This window comes from Myxococcus eversor (genome assembly GCF_010894455.1).
In the GTDB taxonomy this organism is placed as follows: Bacteria; Myxococcota; Myxococcia; order Myxococcales; family Myxococcaceae; genus Myxococcus; species Myxococcus eversor.
In genome coordinates this window covers 137,424-158,461 of record NZ_JAAIXY010000025.1, presented here as the reverse complement: position 1 = coordinate 158,461, position 21,038 = coordinate 137,424, and the positions used below count along the sequence as shown (strand labels likewise).

Below are 21,038 nucleotides of genomic sequence, written 5' to 3'. Positions count from 1 at the left end.
CAGCGGCCCCGAATGCTTACAGGAGGCCCCGTCGCAGGGCCTCCCATGGACATTGGGGCCTGTGACTACGGGCCCTCGGCGGCCACCGAAGGAAGCCCCAGCGCGCTCTGGAGCTCCCGGAGCTTCGCCTGGATGATTCGAATGTTCTGCGGCCCCATCCGCAGCAAGTGCTTCTGCGCCCGGCTCAGTCCCTCCAGCTCCGGTGACGCATAGACATAGAGCGCCCCTTGCGGCTGGACCTCCAGCGCGCCGCCTTCCGGCACCGGCACCGCGAGCAGATGCTGAATGGCGCGACTCAACGTCGAATCGAAGGTCTGTCCCGGCGGAGCAATCTCGCCATGCGCCTGGTCGATGAGCGGCTTCAAGTCGCGGTACATGCTCCTGGCGACCTGCGCGTCGAACGTTCCAACCACTCGCGCGACCAGGTCGTAGCGAGCATGGCTTCGCGGGTCGATGGTCACCGACTTGTTCTTGCCCTCGACGACCTGGAACTTGTCGGCTGGGCCCATGAAGCCCAGCACCATCCGCGGGCTCGCGCCCTCCGCGATGTTGTTCACCGCCGCCGTCACCCGGCGCACCAGGTCCTTCTCCTGAAGCCAGCGCTGCAGCTCCGCTTCCTCGGACATCCGGCTCGCCATCTCCCGGACTCGACCATCGCTCTCCGGCAGCGAAGCAGTCGGCGCAGGCGGCGCGGCCACGCCTGCATCCTCGATCTTCGGAATCTCCGCGTACACGGGCTCAGGCTCCTTCTCGAAGACCCCCAGCGCCACGGCCGCACCCACGCCAATCGCCACCAGCGCACCGCCAGCCAGGGCGGCCTTCTTTCCGGCCGAGCCGCGCTTGGGCTCCTCGGGGCTCTGCGTCGGGTCCATCGGGTCGCTCATGCGTGCGTCCTCCGTCTCGGGGTCGTCTCACCCTACAAACGACTCCCGGACGCATTCCACGGGCACGATGCATCCCCGGAGCCCGGTTGTTCACCGGAAGAGACTCCCAGGGGCAAAGGGGGCCGAATCGGCACGCCACCCTGCCCGCCCGCCCTGCTCAGCGACTCAGGGCCCCTGTTCCTCGGCCCGGACGCGCGCGAGTGTCTCCAAGTCTCTCTCCGTGGGACTCAGGTCCATGAGGATGCGGCTCACGTCGTAGAGCACTTCGCCGCGCTCGAACACGGGCAGCCGGGGCACGTCCTGGTTCAAATCGTCGGCGCCACGGTTGTAGGCCACGTCCATCAACGTCCGGAGCTGGAAGGAGTCGTAGAGGTTGTATTCCACCAGGAAGCGCAGCGCCTCCACGTCCCCACGCCGCGTATACGCCCGCCACAGCAGCACCGCGTCGTAGCCGTTGACGCCCTTCATGTGCTGCGGGCGCTCGGCGCCAATCTTTCCTTCAATCTCCTTCAGCCCGCCGCCCAACCCCAGCCGCCGCGTGACGAAGCGCAAATCGATGTGCGCGTCCGGCACCGGAAACCGCCCGGCGCCAAAGTAGTTGCGCAGCACCGGAACGTCGAACGTGGACCCGTTGAACGTCACCCACAACCGCCGCGCCGCCATGGCCTCCGGCAGCTCATCCATGTTCCGGCCCTGGATGAACACGTGCAGGCCCGTCGCATCGAACAGGCTCACCACCGTGGGCGCCTGCGCCTCGCGGCCGTCCGTCTCGATGTCGAAGTAGACGGCGTCCTGGTGGAACTCGGGATACAGCCGCCAGTGCTCACGGGGCGGAATCAGCTCCGCCAGCCGACGCAAGTCCCTGCGCTCCAGCGCCTCACGGCCCTGCGCGAGCCGCTCCCGGGCGATGTCGTCCGTCTTCCGGGTGATGGCAATCCCTTCGCCGGCCGCGGGGTAGTCGTCCCACGTCTTGAAGCCTCGTGCCCAGAGGTCCTTCTCGCGCCAGGGGCCCACGCCGGGGATGTGCTGGAACGTCCGCTGAAGCATCAATCGAGCGCGCCCAACCTTCCCGCCACCAACTCGTCCAGGAGCGGAATGTCCGCCTCGCAGAACGGCAGTGACTTCATCTCCGAGGGCGTCCGGAACTCGAGCGCATGCGCGCCCAACGGCTTCGGCTCACCCGACACGATTCGAGCCCCGTAGAGCACCAGCTCCACCGTCAGGTCCGGGTACTCGTGGCGGCCTTCCCACATCCGGCGGCCCACGGAGAGCTCCACGTCCAGCTCCTCGCGGCACTCGCGAGCCAGCGCCGCCTCATCCGTCTCCCCGGCTTCCACCTTGCCACCAGGAAACTCCCACAGGAGCGCGCGGCTTCCACCGGGAAGCCGCTGCTGCACCAGGAAGCGCTGGGCGTCGAGGCGACCTGGAATCAGCGCCGCCACCACGCGGACCGTCCGGGTCGCCACCGTCGTCACCCCTTCAGCCCGTTGAACTGCAGCGAGTAGAGCCAGCCGTTGTTGGAGAGCACGAACAGCTTCGAGCCCGCCACGAACGGCGTCGCGGAGATGCCGTCCCCGGGGTTCCACGACACGCGCGCCTGCCCCGTCTTCGGGTCCAGGAACAGCAGCGAGCGCTGGATGGGGACAATCAGCATTCCCTTGGCGAACACCGGCGTATGGCCAGCCCTTTCGCCCAGGGGGTGCGACCAGAGGAGCCGTCCGTCCTCCGCCAGATAGGCGTCCACCCGGCCGTCGCCCACGGTGAAGAGCATCTGCCCCTTCGCCAGGAGCGCCGTCATGCCACCCACCGCGCTCGTCCAGACCAGATCGCCGGACTCCGCCTCCAGCGCGAACAGGCCGTTCTTGTACGACGCGACGTAGAGCTGCCCGTGGTCATCCAGCGCGGGCGTGGTGTCCACGTCCAGGAACTCGGAGCCGCTGCCAGACAGGGACTTCTCCCAGTTGGCGCCGCCGTCCTTCATGTTCAGCGAGACGATGTAGCCGTCGGAGAAGCCCACGTAGACGTTGCCGTCGCGAACCAGCGGCGTGGACGCGCCCCGCACCGTGAAGCCCGACGGCGGGTCCCTGCGGTACTGCCAGGCCCAGACCCCGTCCTCCACCTTCACCGCGAACAGCGTGTCGCTCTCCGAGGCCACCAGCACCAGGCCCTCGGCAATCACCGGCACCGTGGCCAGCGACTCGCCGGCCGCGTACTGCCACTTCTGCTCGCCCGTGGCGGCGTCCAGCGCGTACAGCGTGCCATCACCCCCGGGGATGAAGGCCACGCCGTCGCTCACCTGGGCGCCCGCCGCGAAGCGGGTGCTCGTGCGCTTGGACCACTTGACCTGGCCATCCGGACCCACGCCGCGGACATAACCGTCCCGCGTCAGGGCGATGACCGTCTTGCTCTTGGCGTCATACGCCGGCGAGGCCACCTCGCGCGGCGCATACTCCAGGGTGGTGGGCTGCACCAGCGGCGCCCACCAGTCCACCGAGAAGTAGTCCACCGGAGGCGCCTGCTCCGTGCGGGGAAGCTCCGGATTGCCGTAGCGCGGCAGGGTGCTGCATCCGCCCAGGAGACCGACCGCCACGGCACTTCCCAACCAATGCTTCCAGCTCACGAGCTGCTTCCTCATAGCGTGCGTGCTACCCCGCGTCAGTGACGGCGGCCGGCGCGGGCGCCGGGGCCGGGATCTTCACGCCCTGCGAGGCCAGCACCGCCAGCCGCTCGCTCGACAGCCGCGCCGCCGTCGTGTTCGCGTGGTCCGTCGAAACCTTCGACAGCACGGCCGCGGCCTCGTCCTTCTTGTCCTGCGCGATGAGCATCCGGCCCTTGTGGTAGTCGCCCATGCCCGCCAGGAACTCGCCACCGCCGGCCGCGCCCATCTGCTCGAAGGCCTTGGTGGCCTCGTCGAACTTCTTCTCCGCCTCCAGGGCGTAACCCTGACCCTCCAGCGCGCCCGCGCGGAGCGGGTCGTTCTGGGCGGCACCCTTCAGGTAGTCGCCAAACGCGGTCTGCGCTTCAGCGAAGTGGCCCAGGCGGAACTGCGCCTCGCCGAGCGACAGCGCGGCCGTCGTCGCCGAGCGCGTCCCAGCGTGCGCCTTGCGGAACTCCGTCAGCGCCGTCACCAGCGCCTCGTCGCGCTCCTTCAAGCTCTTGAAGGGCGTCTCGGTGTCGCCGGGCTGCGCGGGCTGCACGCCCTCCACGGGACGGTCCAGGACGGCGAGCGCCTGCCCCAGGGCCTGGGAGGCCTCCTCCTCGCCGCGCTTGGATACCTCGCTGGCGATGGCCACGCCGATACCGCCCAGGATGAGGACGGCCACGGCGATGCCGATGAACTTCTGCCGCTGGATGAGCCAGTCACGCGCGTCAGCGCCGACCTTCTGGAAGGTGTCCGGCTGACGAAGTTCCTGCTGGCGAATCTTCTCGGTCTTGGTTCCAGCCACGTCGGTCAACCTCTCTCTGCGCTTCGATGCTCTACCCTGTCGGAGGGCGGAAGAGCGGCGCACTGTACGGAGCGCGCGCCGCGAGTGTCAACGCACGGACGCTTCAGTGCTTGTGCTGGAGGTGCGGCTTCTTTCGAGCCGCCCGCTTCGCCTGTCCGGGCCTGTCCCGGAACACCAGCCGGATGGGCACGCGCAAGTCAAAGGTCTTCCGGAGCTGATTGGTGATGTACCGCTTGTACATGTCCGGCACGCCCTCCGGATGGTTGCACGTCAGCGCGAACGTCGGAGGCGCCGAAGTCACCTGGGTCATGTAGTACAGGCGCAGCGGCTTGCTCCGGACGATGGGCGCCGGATGGTTGTCCACCATGTACTCCAGCAGGCGGTTGAGCTGGGGCGTGGGCGCCCGGAACCGGAACTGCTCGGCCAGCTCCACCGCCGCGTCCATCACCTTCTCCACCTTGGAGCCCGTCAGCGCGGACGTGAAGATGATGGGCGCGTAGCCCACGAACTTCAGCGAGTGCCGGAGCGACTCCCGGAACGCCTCCTGGCGGCGCTGATCCGCGTCGATCAGGTCCCACTTGTTCACCACGATGATCAGCGCCCTGCCGCGCTCCTCGGCCAGGCCCGCCAGCTTCGCGTCCTGGTCCACCGCGGGCTCCGTGGCGTCCATCAGCAGCACCGCCACGTCGCTGCGCTCCATCACCTTGAGCGCCGCGATGACCGAGTACTTCTCGATCTGGTGGGCAATCGTCTTCTTGCGCCGGATGCCCGCGGTGTCCGTGAGCAGCAGCTTGCGGTCCCTGTACGTCAGCGGCGAGTCGATGGGGTCTCGCGTCGTCCCCGGAATCTCGCTGGCCACCACCCGCTTCTCCTTCAGGATGGCGTTGACCAGGGTGCTCTTGCCCACGTTGGGCCGGCCGATGATGGCCACGCGGATGATGCCGTCGTCCGGCGGGGACTCGGCGTCCTCGCCCTCCTGCTTGGGCGGCAGCTTCTCGACGACTTCGTCGAACAGGCCGGGCACGCCCAGGCCGTGCTCCGCGGACATGGCATGCACCTCGCCCAGGCCCATCTTGTAGAAGTCCGCGGTCAGCGACTGCATCTGCCCGCTGGTGGTGTCCAGCTTGTTCACCGCGACAATCACCGGCTTGCCGCTCTTGCGCAGGTACTTCGCCACCGCTTCGTCGGCGCCCGTCACGCCCTCCCGGCCGTCGGTGACGAAGATGATGACGTCGCACTCCTCCACGGCGAGCTGCGCCTGCTCGCGCACCTGCTTGAGCAGCGAGTCCTTCTCGCCGGGGACGAAGCCGCCGGTGTCGATGAAGGTGAACGCGCGTCCACCCCACTCCGCGTCCGCGTAGTGGCGATCCCGCGTCACTCCCGGCTGGTCCTCCACCAACGCGAGGCGCCGGCCGATGAGGCGGTTGAACAGCGTGCTCTTGCCCACGTTGGGGCGTCCGACAATGGCTACCAGGGGCTTCATCTCAGTCGTATCCCAGCTTCTTGAGGCCTTCGGGGCGCTCGCTCCAGCGCGGCTCCACCCGGACACGCAGGTCCAGGTACACATGCGCGCCCAGCAGGCGTTGCACGGACTTGCGTGCGTCCGTGCCAATCGTCTTCAGCATCTGCCCCTGTTTTCCGATGATGATGGCCTTCTGGCTGTCGCGCTCCACGAAGATGGAGGCGGCGATGCGGATGAGTCCGCCCAGCTGGCCCGGAGGAGTGCCCGGCCGGGGCTCGCGCTCGGACTCGTCGAAGATGTCCACCATCACCGCGGTGGAGTACGGAATCTCCTGGCGGCAGTGCCGCAGCACCTGCTCGCGGATGTACTCGCTCACCAGCGTGCGCTCCTGCTGGTCGGTGAGCATGTCCTCGTCGAAGAGGTTCTCGCCTTCCGGCAGGTGGCTCAGCACCGTGTTGAACAGGCGCTCCACCCCGTCCTTCTCTCGCGCGGAGATGGGAATCACCTCCGCGAAGGGGAACTCCTGGCGGTACAGCTCGATGAGCGGAAGGATGGCCGCCTTGGTGATGGAGTCGATCTTGTTGATGACCAGGAAGGTGGGCTTGCCCAGCTTCTGGAGTCGCTCGAGGATGATGCGGTTGCCGGGGCTGACCTCGAGCTTCTCGCCCGCGGGCGGTTCAATCAGGAAGAGGACCAGGTCCACTTCTTCGGCCGCCTGGAGGGCCTTCTCCACCATGTAGCGGTTGAGCTCCCCCTTGGCCTGGTGGATGCCGGGGGTGTCGAGGAAGGCGACCTGCCCCTCGGGGCGAGTCACGACTCCGAGGATGCGGTTGCGCGTCGTCTGCGGCTTGCCGGAGACGATGGCGATCTTCTCACCGGTGAGTGCGTTGAGCAGGGTGCTCTTGCCCACGTTGGGGCGTCCGATGAGCGCGGCGAAGCCGCTGCGGTGGTTCTTGGGAGAGGCCATTGCTTCGAAGGTGGTCTGGGAGTCCCTATGTGGCTGGGAGCCCCTGAGGGGGAACTTCCAACAGCGCCCTATAACAGACCACCACCCCCGGCATCTGCCCGGGGCGGTGGTCAGGCGGGCGGCCTACGGCTGGGTCGTCGAGATGGTCAGCTTGTTGACCGTCACGGGCGTGCGGGGACGGTCATCACCATCCCGGGCCACGTTGCTGATGGTCTCCACGATGTCGTAGCCCTTCACGACCTCGCCGAAGATGGTGTGCTTGTTGTTGAGGTACGTCGGCAGCGACGTGGTGAGGAAGAACTGGCTGCCGTTGGTGTGCGGCCGGCCGATGTTCGCCATCGCCAGCAGGCCCTTCTTGTCGAACTTCCGGCCGGACTGGAACTCGTCCTTCACGTTGAAGCCGGGGTTGCCGCGGCCGGAGCCGAGCGGACAGCCGCCCTGAATCATGAAGCCCGGAATGACGCGGTGGAAGATGGTGCCGTCATAGAACGCCCGCTTCGTCGGCTGCTGCGTCTTCGGGTCCGTGAACTCCAGCTCCCCCGTCGCCAGTCCCACGAAGCTCGCCACCGAATCCGGGGCGTCCTTCGGGAACAGCTTCACGACAATCTGCCCCTGCGTGGTGTCGAAGGTGGCGTAAAGGTCATTGCCCGCGCGGGCCTCGTCCGTCATTCCCATGCTGCCCTCCCGTCCTGCTGGTGGGGCCCGCTGAAGCAGCGAGCCCGTTTCAAATCCACTGCCCCTCGAGTCCCGCCGCTCTACCGGGGAGACTCGGGCCGAGCGCCCTCGGACTTCGGCGCCCTCGGGACATCCGCCGTCCGGCCCTTCTTCGGGATGACGACGCCGGGGGGCGCCTTCTCGCTCAGCTCCACCCGGGTGAGGACCACCGGCGTCTGCGGCCGGTCCCGGTTGTCACGCGCCACGGCGCCAATCTTCTCCACGACGTCGTAGCCCTTCACCACCTCGCCGAAGAGCGTGTGCTTGTTCGTCAGGTGGTCAGGCGCGCTGGTGGTGATGAAGAACTGGCTGCCGTTGGTGCCCGGCCCCCGGTTGGCCATGGCCAGCTGACCCGGCTTGTCGAAGAAGTGCCCGTTGTTGAACTCGTCCTCGAAGCGGTAGCCCGGGTCACCAGAGCCAGTGCCCGTCGGGTCTCCGCCCTGAATCATGAAGCCCGGGATGACGCGGTGGAACACGGTGCCGTCGTACAGCGGCTTCTTCGACATGTCCCCGGACTTGGGGTCCCTCCACTCCTTCTCACCCGTGGCCAGGCCCACGAAGTTCGCCACCGTCTTCGGGGCGCCCTTGGAGAAGAGGCGGACGGTGATGTCGCCCTCGCTCGTCTTGAGCGTGGCGTAGAGGTCCTTGCCGGCCGCCACCTTCTTCGTCCACTTGCCCGTCGGCGCCGCGGCGACAGCGGTTCCCGCCAGAAGGCAGGCCACCAGCGCGAACGTCAGACGGAGGGGGGAGGAGGGGCGCATGGGCGCGGCACCTTATTCCCCACCCCCTTCCCCACCAAGGGGTTTCACGCCGAGGTGTCGTCCGGTGGCACTTCCGGGGTGGGAGGCTCCACCGGGGCGGGTCCTCCCTCGGGGGTGGGCGGGGCGGCGCTCGCGGCGGCGGCGTCCTGTTTGATTCGCTCCAGGGTGGCCTGCGCCGCGCACTGCTCCGCTTCCTTCTTGCTGCGGCCGGAGGCCCTGGCGAAGGGCGCCTCTCCGAGCGACAGCTCCACCTCGAACACCTTGGAGTGCTCCGGGCCCGTCTCCGACACCACTCGGTAGCGCGGCGACAGCTTGAGCTTCTCGTGAGCCATCTCCTGGAGGAGCGTCTTGTAGTCCAGCCGCCCCTGGCCGCTGGAGACCTCGTCCAGGAGCTCCGCGAAGTACCGGTCCACCAGCGCCGCCGCGGACTCCAGGCCCGCGCAGAGGAAGACGGCGCCGAAGACGGCCTCCAGCGCATCCGCCAGCACGGAGTTCTTCTCCCGGCCGCCGGACAGGAGCTCCCCCCGGCCCAGGAGCAGCAGGTCCCCCAGGGGGATGATGCGGGCCACCCGGGCCAGGCCGTCCTCGTTGACGATGCGGGCGCGCATCTTGGTGAGGTCGCCCTCGGGCATCCCCGGGAAGCGCTCCATCAGCCGGTGCCCGACGGCCAGGTTCACCACCGAGTCGCCCAGGAACTCCAACCGCTGGTTGTCCTTGAGGTCTTTATCCCGCGTCTCGTTGACGTAGGTCTTGTGGGTCAGGGCCTCGAGGGCGACCTCCCTGCGCGAGAACCCCAGCCCCAGACGCTTCTCCAGGGACTCCACCCGCTCCGACGGACTCAGCTTCTCCACGGACGTCTCTCACTCCTGAGGCGCGTCCGGTCCCACCAGCCTCACGGCTTCGGGACGAACTTTCAGCAGCGCCGCCACCATCCGGGCAATGCCCGGGAATTCATCCAGCTCGAACCGGCCCGCCCACACCTTGCCCTGGGCCCCCGCGAGGAGCCCCCGGAAGGTGCGCCCCGCCACCCTCGCGGCGGCGAAGCGGTACGGCCTGCCCTCTACCTGCAACTGCGCCAGCAGCTCCAGGCTGCTCCGGGGCGGAACCAACGACTCCGCGCCAAACTTCTCCACGATGTCCGAAAAGCGCACCAGCCCCGCGCCCGCCGGCTGGGGACGGCTCGCCGGCTCTCCAAGGAGCGCCGCCAGGTAGCCCGTCAGCGCCGCGCGCTCCCGGAACTCCGACAGCTCCAGCGTGTGCCCCGCACCGCCGGACACGTCGCCGCCCTTTTCCCGCTGGGCGCGGGCAATCCGGAAGTTGCCCAGCCGGTCCGCGGCGAGCAGGACGGTGAGGTCCCCTTCCACCACCTCGGTGGTCAGCTCCAGGGTGTCCTGGTCCACACGCGGGGCCAGCCCAAGCACTTGGAGCTCCGCCGAGCGGCGCTGGACGTGGAAGATGTGCTCGTTGAAGGCGTCCGACAGCAGCGCTTCGATATCCGCCACGTCGCTGAGGGCGCCGATGAGGATGGGCGCGAGTCCCACCACCGCCGCCGGGGAGATGGGGATGAGCCGATCCCCCATCACCTGGAAGGTCACCTCGGCGATGAACGCCTTGGTCACGGGATTGACGAGAGGCGACGACTCCAGGTCCAGCACCGCTTCGATGCCGGCCACATCCTCACGTACTTGAAGCCCGAGTCCCTCCAGCCGTGCCGTGTCCATCAAGCCCCTTTGAAGGTCTCTCTCGCGATGATGGTGCGTTGGATCTCGCTCGTTCCCTCTCCAATTTCACACAATTTGGCGTCGCGGAGGTAGCGCTCAACGGGGAATTCACGGGTGTAGCCGTAGCCGCCGTGGATCTGCACCGCCTTGGAGGCCGCGCGCATGGCGACCTCGGAGGCGAACAGCTTCGCCATGGAGGCTTCCTTGGAGTACGGCTGACCCGCATCGGCCAGTCGCGCCGCGCGGTGGACGAGCAGCCGGGCCGCGTCCGTCTCCGTCTTCATGTCCGCCATCATCCAGCGCAGGGCCTGGAACTCGGAGATGGGCTGGCCGAAGGCGGTGCGGTCCTTGGAGTAGCGCACCGACTCCTCCAGCGCGCCCCGGGCCAGACCCACGGCCAGCGCGCCGATGGTGATGCGGCCCTTGTCGAGGATCTTCATGGTGTCGATGAAGCCGTGGTCGACCTCGCCGACGCGGTTCTCGTCCGGCACTTCCACGTTCTCCAGCACCAGCTCCGCCGTGTCCGACGAGCGCATGCCCAGCTTGCCGTGGATGGCGCGCTGGCTGAACCCGGGCATCCCCTTCTCCAGGAGGAACGCCGTGACGCCCTTCTGGCGCTTCTGGGGTGACGTCACCGCGAGGACGACGAAGACATCGCCCACGGTGCCCTGGGTGATGAACATCTTGGTGCCGTTGAGCACCCAGTTCTTCCCCTGGCGCACCGCCGTCGTCTTCATGCCGGACGCGTCCGAGCCGGACCCGGGCTCCGTCAGACCCCAGGCGCCCAGGGCCTCCGCGGAGGCGAGCTTGGGCAGGTACTTCGCGTGCTGCGTCTCGTTGCCGAAGACGCGCAGGTGGCTGGTGCCCAGGCCGTTGTGGCTGGCCACCGTGAGGGCGAGCGAGCCGTCGTAGCGGGCGATCTCCTCCACGGCCACGGCCACGGCGAGCGAGTCCATGTCCGCCCCGCCGTACTTCTCCGAGACGAGGATGCCCATGACGCCGAGCTGGCCCAGCTCCTTCACCACCGCCATGGGGAACTTCTCCTCCTTGTCCCACTGGCTGGCGAAGGGCTTCACCTGGCGCTCGCAGAAGTCGCGGAGGGAGGACTGGAGGGCGCGATGACTTTCGGGGAGTTCAAAGTCCATGGTCGGGTGGATCTATAGCAAAGGGTCCCGGAAGGCAGCGGGCCTTCCGGGCAGGGCAAGATTCTCTACTCAAACGGGATAGACGCCGTGCTTCTTTTCGGCCCGAGGCGTCTGGCGCGAGGCGTACAGCCCGTACCGCTGGGTCAGCTCGTGACGCAGGCGCTCACCAGGGACGATGTCATCGATGATGAGCTCGCTGGCCAGCTTGTAGATGTCCACGTCCGCCTTGTACTCGTCGCGCAGCTTCTGGACGTAGGCGGGGCGCTCGGCCTCGGGCAGCTCCTGAATCTTGTTGTAGTAGACGGCGTTGACGGCCGCCTCCGGGCCCATCACGGCGATCATCGCCCCGGGCAGCGCCAGGGTGGCCTCGGGCGCGAAGCCCGGGCCGCTCATGGCGTAGAGGCCGGCGCCGTACGCCTTGCGGACGACGAGGCAGATGCGGGGCACGCTGGCCTCGGACACGGCGGAGATCATCTTCGCGCCGGAGCGGATGATGCCCGCGCGCTCCACCTTGGTGCCGATCATGAAGCCCGGCACGTCCGCCATGTAGAGCAGCGGAATGTTGAAGGCGTCACACAGCCAGATGAACCGGGCGGCCTTGTCCGCGCTGTCCACGAAGAGCACGCCGCCCTTGTACTTGGGCTGGTTGGCGATGATGCCCACGGGACGGCCGTCGATGCGAGCCAGGCCGGTGATCAGCTCCTGGGCGAAGAGCTTCTTCACCTCGAACCAGCTCCCCTCGTCGATGAGCTCGGTGATGAGGGCGTGCATGTCGAAGGGCTTGTTCTGGTCGACGGGGACGATCTCCTCGACCTTCTTCCCGCTGGCCTTGGGCGCCTTGGACTCCGCGCGCGGCGGAAGCTGGCTGCAGTTCTCCGGGAAGTAGCTCAGATAGTTCTTCGCCGCGGCGATGGCCTCCTGCTCCGTCTTCACCAGCACGTCGCCACAGCCGGAGATGGAGCAGTGCATCTTCGCGCCGCCCATCTCCTCCAGCGTCACCTTCTCGCCAATCACCATCTCCGCCATGCGCGGGCTGCCCAGGTACATGGAGGCGTTGCCGTCCACCATGATGACCAGGTCGCAGAACGCGGGGATGTACGCGCCACCGGCGGCGGAAGGTCCGAAGAGCAGGCACACCTGGGGCACGTCCCCGGACATGTGCACCTCGTTGTAGAAGATGCGGCCCGCGCCCCGGCGGCCGGGGAACATCTCCACCTGGTCGGTGATGCGGGCTCCGGCGGAGTCCACCAGGTAGAGCAGCGGGCAGCGCAGCGAGCGGGCCGTCTCCTGGATGCGGAGGATCTTCTCCACCGTGCGAGCGCCCCAACTGCCGGCCTTCACCGTGGAGTCGTTGGCCATGATGGCCACGGTGCGTCCGGCCACCTTGCCCAGGCCGATGACGACGCCGTCCGAGGGCAGCTCCGCGTCCAGGTTGTTGGCGAGCTTCGCGTCCTCGACGAAGGAGCCCTCGTCGACGAGCAGGCGGATGCGCTCACGCGCGAACAGCTTGCCGGCCTCCTGGTTCTTCGCGTGGTACTTGGACGCGCCACCCTTCTCCACCTGGGCGATCTTCTCGAGCAGTTTCGTGTCTTGGGACATGGCCCGGGCGACATAGCAGAAAGGTCCCCGGCTGGCTGCTAACTCACCGAGGGGTCCAACACACCTTGTCGTCCATCTGATGACGCGTCGTGCGAACCCCAGGGCCCGGGGGATGCCGCCACGGGCTCCCCTGCCTACCTTCAAAGCTCGAAGGAGACGCTCCGTAGTGCGGCGCGTCCCCGACCAACACTGGCCCAGGAGGGAAGCATGTTCGCGAAGAAGAAGGCGAAGTGGACGGCGAAGGGATTGGCCAAGAGCGAGCTGTACCGCAAGTGGATGGCCCACAAGCTCCTCGACGAGCTCCCCCGGGTCGCCCGCGATCGCTGGGACGACTTCGAGCCGGATGATGCACTGCGGCACGTGGGCCTGACGACCTACAAGCCGGGGCGGACCGGCCTGGGCGGCCTGGGGCTGTTCCTCATCGGCGCGGTGGCGGGCGGCGTGGCGGCCCTGCTGCTCACGCCCAAGACGGGCGACGACCTGCGCACCCAGGTGAAGGACAAGGCCATGGGCTACATGAACAAGCAGAACATCGGCCTGGCGCCGGAGAAGAGCGCCAACGCCTAGCTGATGGGCCGCCTCATCGCGCGGGCCACTTCCGTTGACGAAGGGTCCGACCCGACATGAGGTCACGAGGGCGGGGTTCGCGAGTCGCGAGCCACCGCCCTTCGTGTGTTTCCTCAGCGTCCCTTGAAGACGGGGGGGCGCTTCTCGGCGAAGGCGCGCAGGCCCTCCAGGCGGTCCTCCGTCTTGAGGACCTCTTCGTACTTGCGCAGCTCCAGCGCGAGCGCGTCATCCAGCTCCAGGCCCGTGCCCTCGTCGATGGCGTGCTTGGCGGTGGCCACCGCGATGGGGGCGTTGTCCACCACCGACTCCGCCAGCCCGTGCGCCACTTCCAACAGGTGCCCTTCGGGCGCGAGCCGGTTGACGAGTCCGACGGCGAACGCCTCCGCCGCGTTGAGGCGTCGCGCGGTGAGGATGAGGTCCTTGGCGCGGCCGGGGCCCACGAGCCGCGCCAGCCGCTGCGTGCCGCCTCCTCCGGGGATGATGCCCAGCTTCACCTCGGTGAGGCCCAGCTCGGCCGCCGGGGCCGCCACGCGCAAGTCACAGGCGAGCGCCAGCTCGGTGCCTCCACCGAAGGCCGCGCCGTTGATGGCGGCGATGAAGACGCAGTCGCTCTTCTCAATCGCGCGGAACGTCTTGCGCAGCCCGTCGAGGAAGAAGCGCACCTCGTCCTCGGCCATGCCCGCGCGCTCCTTGAGGTCCGCGCCCGCGCAGAAGGCCTTGTCGCCCGCGCCGGTGATGACGACGGCGCGCACCTGGTGCCCCGAGGACACGCGAGCGACGAGCGCGCCGAGCTCCTGGAGCATGGCGCGGCTGATGGCGTTGCGGCGGCCCTCGCCGTCGATGGTCCAGATCTCGATGGCACCGCGTGCGTCGACCTTGAATTCCGGCATATCCGCTCCCCTTCCAGGGCCCGCCCGGCGGGCCGCTCTGGGACGCGGCAGAGTGCGGTGGGAAGGCGGGTCTGGCAAGGCGGAAACGGTTAGCATCCCCTCATGCCTTCGCCGCGCACCGTGCTCCGACAGCTCTCCCCATGGGCCTCCCGGTGGCCCCTGGCCCTCCCCCTGGTGGCCCTGGCCCTCGTTCCGCTCGACGCCCTGGCCCGAGGCGGCGGTGGCGAGCACTACACGCGTCCCTCCTCCGACCGCGACGGCGGTGGCGATGGGATTCCCATCTGGATCCTCTTCGAGGCGTTCCGGCTGGTGTTCCGCTACCCGAAGGTGATGATTCCGCTGCTGGTCATCTGCGGCGTCGGGTACTGGCTCTACAAGCGCAACCTCCACCCGACGGCCACCACGCGCAAGGCGTTGGACCAGTACGAGGCGGACCAGCGCACCCAGGTGACTTCCCGAGATGTGTCCGGCTGGGTCAACGCGCTCAAGCTGAAGGATTCCGCGTTCGAGTTGGAGCCCGTGCTCGGCAAGGTGCGTCGGTTGTTCATGGACCTGCAGCAGGCCTGGTTCCGCCGCGACATGACGCCGGTGCGGCCCTTCCTGTCGGACGCGACGTGGCAGCGCTTCGACGTGCAGCTCAAGCTGCTGGATGCGCAGGGCGTGCGCGATGCCATCACCGACATCGAAGTGCTCGATGTCCAGCTCATCGGCCTGGAGCAGAGCGAGTGGTTCGACAGCATCCAGGTCCGCGTGCAGGCGCGGATGCGGGACACGGATGTGTCGGCGAACGACACGGATGCGCAGGCCGTCGAAGCCGCGCGCCGGGCCCCGATGGAGACCTTCACGGAGGTGTGGACCTTCGTGCGCAAGCCGGGCGCGCAGACGCGCATCGGCGCGGACCTGTTCCAGGGCAAGTGCCCCAACTGCGGCGCCCCGTACAAGGGCGGCGCGGCCAACCGCTGCGAGTTCTGCAACGCGGTGGTGAACTCTGGCAACTACGACTGGACGCTCACGGAGATTACCCAGGGCGTGGAGCACTCGCGCTACCACCGGACGGTGGATGGGCTGATGCAGGCGCGCCAGGAGGACCCGGCGCTCAACCTGGAGGTCCTGGAGGACCGTGCGTCGCTCTTGTTCTGGAAGTGGATCGACGCGCAGAGCCGGGGCGAGACGAAGGGCCTGTCCAAGGTGGCGACTCCGGAGGCGCTCGGGACGTTGAACTCCGAGCTGGACGGGCTGCGTCGTCAGGGCCGGCGGCGCGTGTTCCTGGAGTGCGCGGTGGGCTCGGTGGACGTGCGGCTGCTGGAGGTGGACCCGCGCGGGTATGATCGCGCCCACGCGGAGATTCGCTGGAGCGCGCGCATGGGCGTGGGCCCCGTCAACGAGCGCCCGCCGCAGATTCCCACCCTGCCCCAGCGCTTCGTCTTCACGCTGGTGCGCAAGCATGGCGCGCGGACGAACACGGCGAATGGCGTGTCCACGGACCGCTGCCCCCAGTGCAACGCGCCGCTCACCGACAGCGCCGCCACGGCTTGCGAGTTCTGCGGCACGCAGCTCGCCACCGGTGAACGGGACTGGGTGCTCGCGTCCGCGCTGCCGTTCGAGGCGTGGAATGTCCGCGAGGGTGCCAGCAGCTACCGGGCCCCGCCCGCCCGAGCGCCGATGGCTCGGCCGTCGAATGGTGGTGCGCCCGCGGTGGCTCCGGCGGGGAACGGCACGGACGCGGTGATGGATGTCCAGGAGCGCCAACGGCTGCTCTACATGATGGCCGCCATCGCCGCCGCCGACGGCACGGTGACTCCCGCTGAGCGCAAGCTGCTGAAGCTGTGTTCCGAGCGCTGGGATGTCGAGTGGGCCCAGGTGGAGATGGCCCTCAACGCGGGGCCGCAGCTCTTCGAGCGACTGGTCGTCCGGGGCAGCCCCGAGGCCGAGGTCTTCCTGCGCAACATCGTCGAGATGGCCCTGGTGGATGGCCGCATCGACCGCAAGGAGCGCCGCATGCTTGAGTCCGCGGCGGCGCACCTGGGCCTTCAGGAGAAGCTGGCGTCGATGATCGGCGACCGGTGAGTCTGGAGCCTGGGGGCGGGCCGTGGAGTCCGCCCCCTCTGAAAATCCCGCCCGGGCACACTCCGAGTATGATTACCCAGAGTGAAGTCCGGCCCCGGCCCGAGGGCTCAGGAAGGTCGATGTGAGTCGGGTTGGTAGGTCTGGATGACGTTCTGCACGCGGTCGGTGACGGTGCGCAGGGCACTGGTGGCGGAGGTCGCGGCATCCAGCCGGCCCAGGGTCTCCGTCATCATCGCGGACAGGTCATTCACCGCGCCGAAGAGCTGCGAGACGCCCGCTGACTGCTGTCCCACGGCCGCGGAGATGCGGCGCACGCTGTCGGTGCTGCTCTCCATCATCGCGGTGAGTCCTTGGAGGCTCTCGCCTGACGCTCGCACTGTCTCCAGGTCGAGTGCCATGCGCTCGGAGCCTCGCTTGCTCGCCGTCATCACCGCGTTGATGGACTTCATCGTGTCGTCGAGGATGACGCGCACCTCGCTCGTGGCCTTCTGAGACTGGCGCGCGAGCCGACGCATCTCCGAGGCGACCACCGCGAACCCCCTGCCCATCTCGCCCGAGCGCGCCGCTTCAATCGCCGCGTTGAGGGCCACCATGTTCGACTGGTCCGCCAGGTCCTTGACGGTGGCGGCGATGGCCGTGAGCCGGCGGGCCCGAGAGCCCAGTTCCTCCAACTGCCCGGACAGCTCCGCGGCTTGGGCGCGGATGCCCTCCAGTCCGAGCATGCTCTTGCCAATCATCGACTGGGCCGTGCTCCCCGCATCGCCCGCCTGCGTCGTGGACGCGAGGATGGCCTCCGCCCGCCGCGACGTCTCCTCCGACGTGCGCTGAATCTCCGTCGCCGTCACCTGCGTCTCCGACAGCGCCTGCGCCTGCCGTGACAGCATCCGGCGCTGGTCCTCGGTGGTGATGGTCAGGGAGAGCATCGCCTCCGTCAGCTCGCGGGCGGAGTCCATCAATGGCTCCACCACCTTCGTCTGGAGCTGTGCCTGGGACAGCTCCAGACGGGCCTGTCGCGAGGCAAGCTCCCGCAAGTCCTTCCGTCCGCTCAGGCACGTCAGGATGAGGAACACGTTCTCGAACAGCACCCAGCCCGCGTGCTCCAGCGGACGCCAGATGCTCACCAGGTCCGTGCCGAACACGGACTGCGGCCAGAACAGCCCGCGCGCCAGGTGGTCCACCACGACGACACCCGAGTAGACGAGCAGCACGCGCACGTCCCGATAGACGGCCAGGAAGGCCAGCGAACCGAAGATGTGGAAGTGAGTCTCGATGCGGCCATCGGTGATGTGGATCAGCAGCCCGGACATCAGCGCTTGCGCCACGCCGATGGAGAACCGCGTGGACGTGCCCCCGGGACGCAGCAGGCTCAGCGTCACCGGGAGGCTGGCCACCACGAAACCGAGCCCTCCGGCAGCCCAGACATGGGGGTGCACCTCACTGGAGGTCCCCGCCCACGTCCTTGGCGACAAGACCCACGCGGTGAGGAGTGCCCCCAACCATTGAAGGCCCATCAGCGCCGCGAACATCCGGTCCGTCCGGCGGTTGAGAGCGGTTTGATGCTCGTCGAAGATTTCCAGCGAGCGTCGCGCGAGGGCCGTCGCGTCGACCGAGTGGGTCATGAAGCAAGTCCAGGTGTGAAAGCAGGGTCGACTGCTACCCAGGCTACCAGCGCCTCACTCACATCGGAACCACCGTCAAAAGATTACAGGCTTGCTACCCCTCGCGGACCGGCCGCCCCGGGGCGTCCTCCGAGCGAAGCCCAGGGGGACGCCATACCGGGTTGGCTCAGGTCTGCAAGCGACGGGAGGCCTTCTTCTCGCGCTCGCCCAGCGCGGCCTGAAGGTACTTGCCCGCGAGCTTCCGGCCGATGAGCTCCTGGGCAATCTCCCCGGCCTCCACCAGCCGGTCCAGGTTGATGCCGGTGTCCACGCCCATGCCATGGAACATGAAGACGGCGTCCTCGGTGGCCAGGTTGCCCGCGGCCCCGGGCGCATAGGGGCAGCCGCCCAGTCCGCCGATGCTCGCGTCGAACGTCGTCACGCCCGCGGACAGGCCCACCAGTGAGTTGGCCAGCGCGGTGCCCCGGGTGTCGTGGAGGTGCAGCGCCAGCTTCTCCACCGGCAGGTGCTTGAGGAGCGCCTCGAGAATCTCTTCCGTCTGCCGGGGCGTGCCCACGCCAATCGTGTCGCCGAGGCTGAGCTGGTAGATGCCCGCATCCACCAGGTACCGGCAGATGTCCACCACGCGCTCCACCGGGACATGGCCCTCATAGGGGCAGCCCCACACGGTGGACAGGTAGCCGCGCACGCGCATCCCGGCCTGGAGTGCCGCGGACGTCACCTCGCGGGCACCCGCCATGGCCTCGGCGATGGTCTTGTTGATGTTCTTCTTGGAGTGGGCCTCGGACGCGGAGATGAACACCGCGGCCTCCTGCAGCCCCGCCTCCTTCGCGCGCTCCAGCCCCTTGAGGTTGGGCACCAGCGCGGAGAACACCACGCCCTCGCGCCGCCCCACCAACCGCAGCAACTCCTCCGCGTCCGCGAGCTGGGGAATCCACTTGGGTGATACGAACGACGTCACCTCGATGCGCTTCTCGCCGGCCGTCACGAGCGCGTCGATCAGCCGCGCCTTGTCCTTCGTGGGCAGCGTGCGCAGCTCGTTCTGGAGTCCGTCCCGAGGGCCGACTTCATACACGTCCACCCGCTTCGGCAGTTGGCTCAGCAGGGTTCCACGCGCTCGTGAATTCTCAGCCATCTCGCGGCACCGCTCCCACAATCAGGTCGGCAGACAGATGCGTCAGCGGCTCACCGTCGAGCCCGCCATGCACCCAGGCGATTGAAAACCCCGTGCTTTCCAACAGCGCGGCGAGATCCGCAAGGGGATAGTAACGAAGGGCGTAGGACGCGGAGAGGACGCGCCCGTCCGGGAGCGTGAGCGTCCGGCGTCCCATGTCGCGTCCCGTCACCATGTCGAAGTGACTCTCCTCTTCCAGCACGCCACCGCCGGGAAGCCCGCGCTGGAACGCGGCGCCCGGTGACGCAGCCAGTCGCTCGTGGGGCACCGTCTGGAACACCAGGCGCCCTCCCCGTCTCATGGCTCGCGCCAGCTCCCGGAGGATGTGTACGTGCTCTTCGTCCGTGAAGGCGAACAGCGTGGAATACCACGCGTATGCACCGGACAGACTTCCCTCCCGAAAGGGCAAGGCCCGCAGGTCACCACGCACCACGGGGAAGCCCGGGCGTCGCATCGCCAGAGAGAGCGCGTCCTTCTCCAACCCGATGACGCGACCCGCCAAGGGACCGGAGGCCTGGAGTCGCGCGGCATGGCGACCATGGCCACAGCCCAGGTCCACCACGGGCCCGGAGCCGGGGACGTCGGCGAACACGCGCGACAGGTAGTCCACCTCCCTCGCCGTGACCGACTCGGAGAGGAACGGCAACGTGCTGCGCAGGTACAGCTCGCCGAAGAAGTCCACGGACGCGCGCGGCGGCCGGGAAGTGCCGGGCCGCCCTCCTGCGAGGGGATGTAGCAACCCCGTCCGGGGCTCGCAACGCGCGTGGGCCCCGAGCCGGAGGCCTGACGTCCGTCAGCGTCGAGGCGACAGCTTCGCGCGAAGGCGGCGCACCGCTTCATCCAGCACCGCATCCGTCTTGCAGAACGCGAAGCGGGCGAGCCCGTGTCCCAGGTGTCGGTGCTCGGGCCCGTAGAAGACGCTCGGGGGAATGGCCGCGACGCCCACTTCCGTCACCAGGTGACGGCAGAAGGCCACGTCGTCGGCGAAGCCGAAGCCCCGGATGTCCGCGAGGATGAAGTAGCTGCCATCTGGCGTGTACGCCGGCAGTCCCGCCTCGCGCAGTCCGCCGAGCAGCCGCTCCCGTCTCGCCAGGTAGGTCGCCGCCAGCTCCGCGAAGTACGCGTCCGGCAGGCGGAGCGCCGCCGCCATGGCCGCCTGGAAGGGAGACGCCGTGGCGAAGGTCACGAACTGGTGCGCGCGCTGAATCGCGTCACGCAGCGCGGGCGGCGCTATCACCCAGCCCACCTTCCAGCCCGTGAGGCTGAAGGCCTTGCCGCCGCTGCTCACCGTCACCGTCCGGTCCGCGAGCGACGGCACCGTGGCCGGCCGCACGTGGCGCGCGGGCGCGAAGGTGATGTGCTCATAGACTTCGTCGGACAGCACCTTCACGTCATGCTCGGCGCACAGCTCGCCGATGCGCTCCAGCTCCTCGCGGGTGAAGACCTTGCCCGTGGGGTTGTGCGGCGTGTTGAGGATGAGCAGCCGCGTGCGAGGCCCGAAGGCGGCGCGGAGTTCGTCCCAGTCGAACCACCACTGGGAATGGGCCTCGTCCGGGGGACGCAGGGGCACCCAGCGCGCGGTGGCGCCGACGAAGGTGATGTTGGCGTCGTACGAGTCGTAGAACGGCTCGAAGGCCACCACCTCGTCGCCCGGGTCCACGAGGCCCAGAATCACGTCGAGGATGGCCTCGGTGGCGCCGCTCGTCACCGTCACCATGGTGTCCGGGTCCACCGTCTGGCCGTAGAAGCGCGCGGCGTGCTCGGCGATGGCCACGCGCAAGTCGCGGGCGCCCATGCTCATGGCGTACTGGTTGACGCCGTCGCGGATGGCCTTTTGCGCGGCCTCCTTCACGGCGTCGGGCCCGTCGAAGTCGGGGAACCCCTGCCCCAGGTTCACGGCGCCATGCTTCTGCGCCAGCGCGCTGAACTCCGAGAAGACGGTGGTGCCGAACCGGGACACGCGCTGCGACAACACGGGCCTGGACATGGGGGCTCCTGGCGGCCGGCGTCAGTCGCCGGACC

Annotated in this window: 19 protein-coding genes and 1 pseudogene; 2 read left to right on the top strand and 18 right to left on the bottom strand. The window is 68.4% G+C overall.

Features of this window, described 5'->3' with window-relative positions; all coding sequences use genetic code 11:
* Window positions 1–65: 65 nt before the first annotated feature.
* The 13 genes and pseudogenes from G4D83_RS38315 to G4D83_RS38255 form a co-directional block, all read right to left on the bottom strand.
* The gene (locus tag G4D83_RS38315; protein WP_163869865.1) at window positions 66–884 is read right to left on the bottom strand and encodes a DUF3014 domain-containing protein; all 819 of its coding nucleotides are present in this window, start codon (window positions 882–884) and stop codon (window positions 66–68) included.
* Window positions 885–1,049: 165 nt separating this feature from the next.
* Entirely contained in the window at window positions 1,050–1,931 is an 882-nt protein-coding gene (locus G4D83_RS38310) for a ribonuclease H-like domain-containing protein (protein WP_163869864.1), read from the bottom strand.
* The gene (locus G4D83_RS38305) at window positions 1,931–2,359 is read right to left on the bottom strand and encodes a (deoxy)nucleoside triphosphate pyrophosphohydrolase (protein ID WP_176437893.1); all 429 of its coding nucleotides are present in this window, start codon (window positions 2,357–2,359) and stop codon (window positions 1,931–1,933) included. Before G4D83_RS38305 ends, G4D83_RS38310 begins: the two co-directional genes overlap by 1 nt.
* The gene (locus G4D83_RS38300) at window positions 2,356–3,474 is read right to left on the bottom strand and encodes an outer membrane protein assembly factor BamB family protein (RefSeq protein WP_476703754.1); all 1,119 of its coding nucleotides are present in this window, start codon (window positions 3,472–3,474) and stop codon (window positions 2,356–2,358) included. The genes G4D83_RS38305 and G4D83_RS38300 overlap by 4 nt, the downstream gene beginning before the upstream one ends.
* 55 nt (window positions 3,475–3,529) lie before the next feature.
* Window positions 3,530–4,330, bottom strand: coding sequence for a tetratricopeptide repeat protein (locus G4D83_RS38295; RefSeq protein ID WP_163869861.1), 801 nt, complete (start codon window positions 4,328–4,330; stop codon window positions 3,530–3,532).
* Between the two features lie 103 nt (window positions 4,331–4,433).
* Complete coding sequence (gene der, locus G4D83_RS38290) at window positions 4,434–5,813, bottom strand: ribosome biogenesis GTPase Der (RefSeq protein ID WP_163869860.1); 1,380 nt, start codon at window positions 5,811–5,813, stop codon at window positions 4,434–4,436.
* 1 nt (window position 5,814) lies between these two features.
* Complete coding sequence (gene era, locus G4D83_RS38285; protein WP_163869859.1) at window positions 5,815–6,759, bottom strand: GTPase Era; 945 nt, start codon at window positions 6,757–6,759, stop codon at window positions 5,815–5,817.
* Window positions 6,760–6,882: 123 nt separating this feature from the next.
* Window positions 6,883–7,434, bottom strand: a complete 552-nt coding sequence (locus G4D83_RS38280) for a peptidylprolyl isomerase (protein WP_163869858.1) — start codon at window positions 7,432–7,434, stop codon at window positions 6,883–6,885.
* A gap of 80 nt (window positions 7,435–7,514) precedes the next feature.
* Entirely contained in the window at window positions 7,515–8,234 is a 720-nt protein-coding gene (locus G4D83_RS38275) for a peptidylprolyl isomerase (RefSeq protein WP_163869857.1), read from the bottom strand.
* Between the two features lie 94 nt (window positions 8,235–8,328).
* Window positions 8,329–9,085, bottom strand: a pseudogene (gene rnc, locus G4D83_RS38270) (ribonuclease III); the annotation flags it as partial.
* Between the two features lie 9 nt (window positions 9,086–9,094).
* On the bottom strand, window positions 9,095–9,955 hold the full coding sequence (locus tag G4D83_RS38265; protein WP_176435398.1) for a hypothetical protein: 861 nt from the start codon (window positions 9,953–9,955) through the stop codon (window positions 9,095–9,097).
* A complete protein-coding gene (locus G4D83_RS38260) occupies window positions 9,955–11,100 on the bottom strand; it encodes an acyl-CoA dehydrogenase family protein (protein ID WP_163869854.1) in 1,146 nt (381 codons plus the stop codon). The genes G4D83_RS38265 and G4D83_RS38260 overlap by 1 nt, the downstream gene beginning before the upstream one ends.
* 69 nt (window positions 11,101–11,169) lie before the next feature.
* The gene (locus tag G4D83_RS38255; protein WP_163869853.1) at window positions 11,170–12,699 is read right to left on the bottom strand and encodes an acyl-CoA carboxylase subunit beta; all 1,530 of its coding nucleotides are present in this window, start codon (window positions 12,697–12,699) and stop codon (window positions 11,170–11,172) included.
* 207 nt (window positions 12,700–12,906) lie between these two features.
* Here G4D83_RS38255 and G4D83_RS38250 point away from each other — a divergent pair, with 207 nt between their 5' ends.
* Window positions 12,907–13,266 (top strand): YtxH domain-containing protein, encoded by a 360-nt coding sequence (locus tag G4D83_RS38250; RefSeq protein WP_163869852.1) that lies wholly within the window; start codon window positions 12,907–12,909, stop codon window positions 13,264–13,266.
* A gap of 113 nt (window positions 13,267–13,379) precedes the next feature.
* Here the strand turns inward: G4D83_RS38250 and G4D83_RS38245 are convergent, their stop codons facing one another.
* Window positions 13,380–14,156, bottom strand: coding sequence for an enoyl-CoA hydratase-related protein (locus tag G4D83_RS38245; RefSeq protein WP_163869851.1), 777 nt, complete (start codon window positions 14,154–14,156; stop codon window positions 13,380–13,382).
* 102 nt (window positions 14,157–14,258) lie between these two features.
* Here G4D83_RS38245 and G4D83_RS38240 point away from each other — a divergent pair, with 102 nt between their 5' ends.
* Complete coding sequence (locus G4D83_RS38240; protein WP_163869850.1) at window positions 14,259–16,223, top strand: TIM44-like domain-containing protein; 1,965 nt, start codon at window positions 14,259–14,261, stop codon at window positions 16,221–16,223.
* 107 nt (window positions 16,224–16,330) lie between these two features.
* Here G4D83_RS38240 and G4D83_RS38235 read toward each other — a convergent pair whose 3' ends face one another.
* The 4 genes from G4D83_RS38235 to G4D83_RS38220 all read right to left on the bottom strand — a co-directional run bounded on the left by G4D83_RS38235 (window position 16,331) and on the right by G4D83_RS38220 (window position 21,003).
* Window positions 16,331–17,842, bottom strand: a complete 1,512-nt coding sequence (locus tag G4D83_RS38235; RefSeq protein ID WP_163869849.1) for a methyl-accepting chemotaxis protein — start codon at window positions 17,840–17,842, stop codon at window positions 16,331–16,333.
* Window positions 17,843–18,008: 166 nt separating this feature from the next.
* Entirely contained in the window at window positions 18,009–18,977 is a 969-nt protein-coding gene (locus G4D83_RS38230; protein ID WP_163869848.1) for a hydroxymethylglutaryl-CoA lyase, read from the bottom strand.
* A complete protein-coding gene (locus G4D83_RS38225; protein ID WP_163869847.1) occupies window positions 18,970–19,698 on the bottom strand; it encodes a methyltransferase domain-containing protein in 729 nt (242 codons plus the stop codon). The genes G4D83_RS38230 and G4D83_RS38225 overlap by 8 nt, the downstream gene beginning before the upstream one ends.
* Window positions 19,699–19,809: 111 nt before the next feature.
* On the bottom strand, window positions 19,810–21,003 hold the full coding sequence (locus G4D83_RS38220) for an aminotransferase class I/II-fold pyridoxal phosphate-dependent enzyme (protein ID WP_163869846.1): 1,194 nt from the start codon (window positions 21,001–21,003) through the stop codon (window positions 19,810–19,812).
* Window positions 21,004–21,038 lie beyond the last annotated feature (35 nt).

Bases quoted from the DNA above. Each gene is read 5' to 3' on its own strand.
- G4D83_RS38315 (WP_163869865.1), bottom strand. From the start codon at position 884: ATGAGCGACCCGATGGACCCGACGCAGAGCCCCGAGGAGCCCAAGCGC.
- G4D83_RS38310 (WP_163869864.1), bottom strand. From the start codon at position 1,931: ATGCTTCAGCGGACGTTCCAGCACATCCCCGGCGTGGGCCCCTGGCGC.
- der (WP_163869860.1), bottom strand. From the start codon at position 5,813: ATGAAGCCCCTGGTAGCCATTGTCGGACGCCCCAACGTGGGCAAGAGC.
- era (WP_163869859.1), bottom strand. From the start codon at position 6,759: ATGGCCTCTCCCAAGAACCACCGCAGCGGCTTCGCCGCGCTCATCGGA.
- G4D83_RS38280 (WP_163869858.1), bottom strand. From the start codon at position 7,434: ATGGGAATGACGGACGAGGCCCGCGCGGGCAATGACCTTTACGCCACC.
- G4D83_RS38275 (WP_163869857.1), bottom strand. From the start codon at position 8,234: ATGCGCCCCTCCTCCCCCCTCCGTCTGACGTTCGCGCTGGTGGCCTGC.
- G4D83_RS38265 (WP_176435398.1), bottom strand. From the start codon at position 9,955: ATGGACACGGCACGGCTGGAGGGACTCGGGCTTCAAGTACGTGAGGAT.
- G4D83_RS38260 (WP_163869854.1), bottom strand. From the start codon at position 11,100: ATGGACTTTGAACTCCCCGAAAGTCATCGCGCCCTCCAGTCCTCCCTC.
- G4D83_RS38255 (WP_163869853.1), bottom strand. From the start codon at position 12,699: ATGTCCCAAGACACGAAACTGCTCGAGAAGATCGCCCAGGTGGAGAAG.
- G4D83_RS38250 (WP_163869852.1), top strand. From the start codon at position 12,907: ATGTTCGCGAAGAAGAAGGCGAAGTGGACGGCGAAGGGATTGGCCAAG.
- G4D83_RS38245 (WP_163869851.1), bottom strand. From the start codon at position 14,156: ATGCCGGAATTCAAGGTCGACGCACGCGGTGCCATCGAGATCTGGACC.
- G4D83_RS38240 (WP_163869850.1), top strand. From the start codon at position 14,259: ATGCCTTCGCCGCGCACCGTGCTCCGACAGCTCTCCCCATGGGCCTCC.
- G4D83_RS38235 (WP_163869849.1), bottom strand. From the start codon at position 17,842: ATGACCCACTCGGTCGACGCGACGGCCCTCGCGCGACGCTCGCTGGAA.
- G4D83_RS38230 (WP_163869848.1), bottom strand. From the start codon at position 18,977: ATGGCTGAGAATTCACGAGCGCGTGGAACCCTGCTGAGCCAACTGCCG.
- G4D83_RS38220 (WP_163869846.1), bottom strand. From the start codon at position 21,003: ATGTCCAGGCCCGTGTTGTCGCAGCGCGTGTCCCGGTTCGGCACCACC.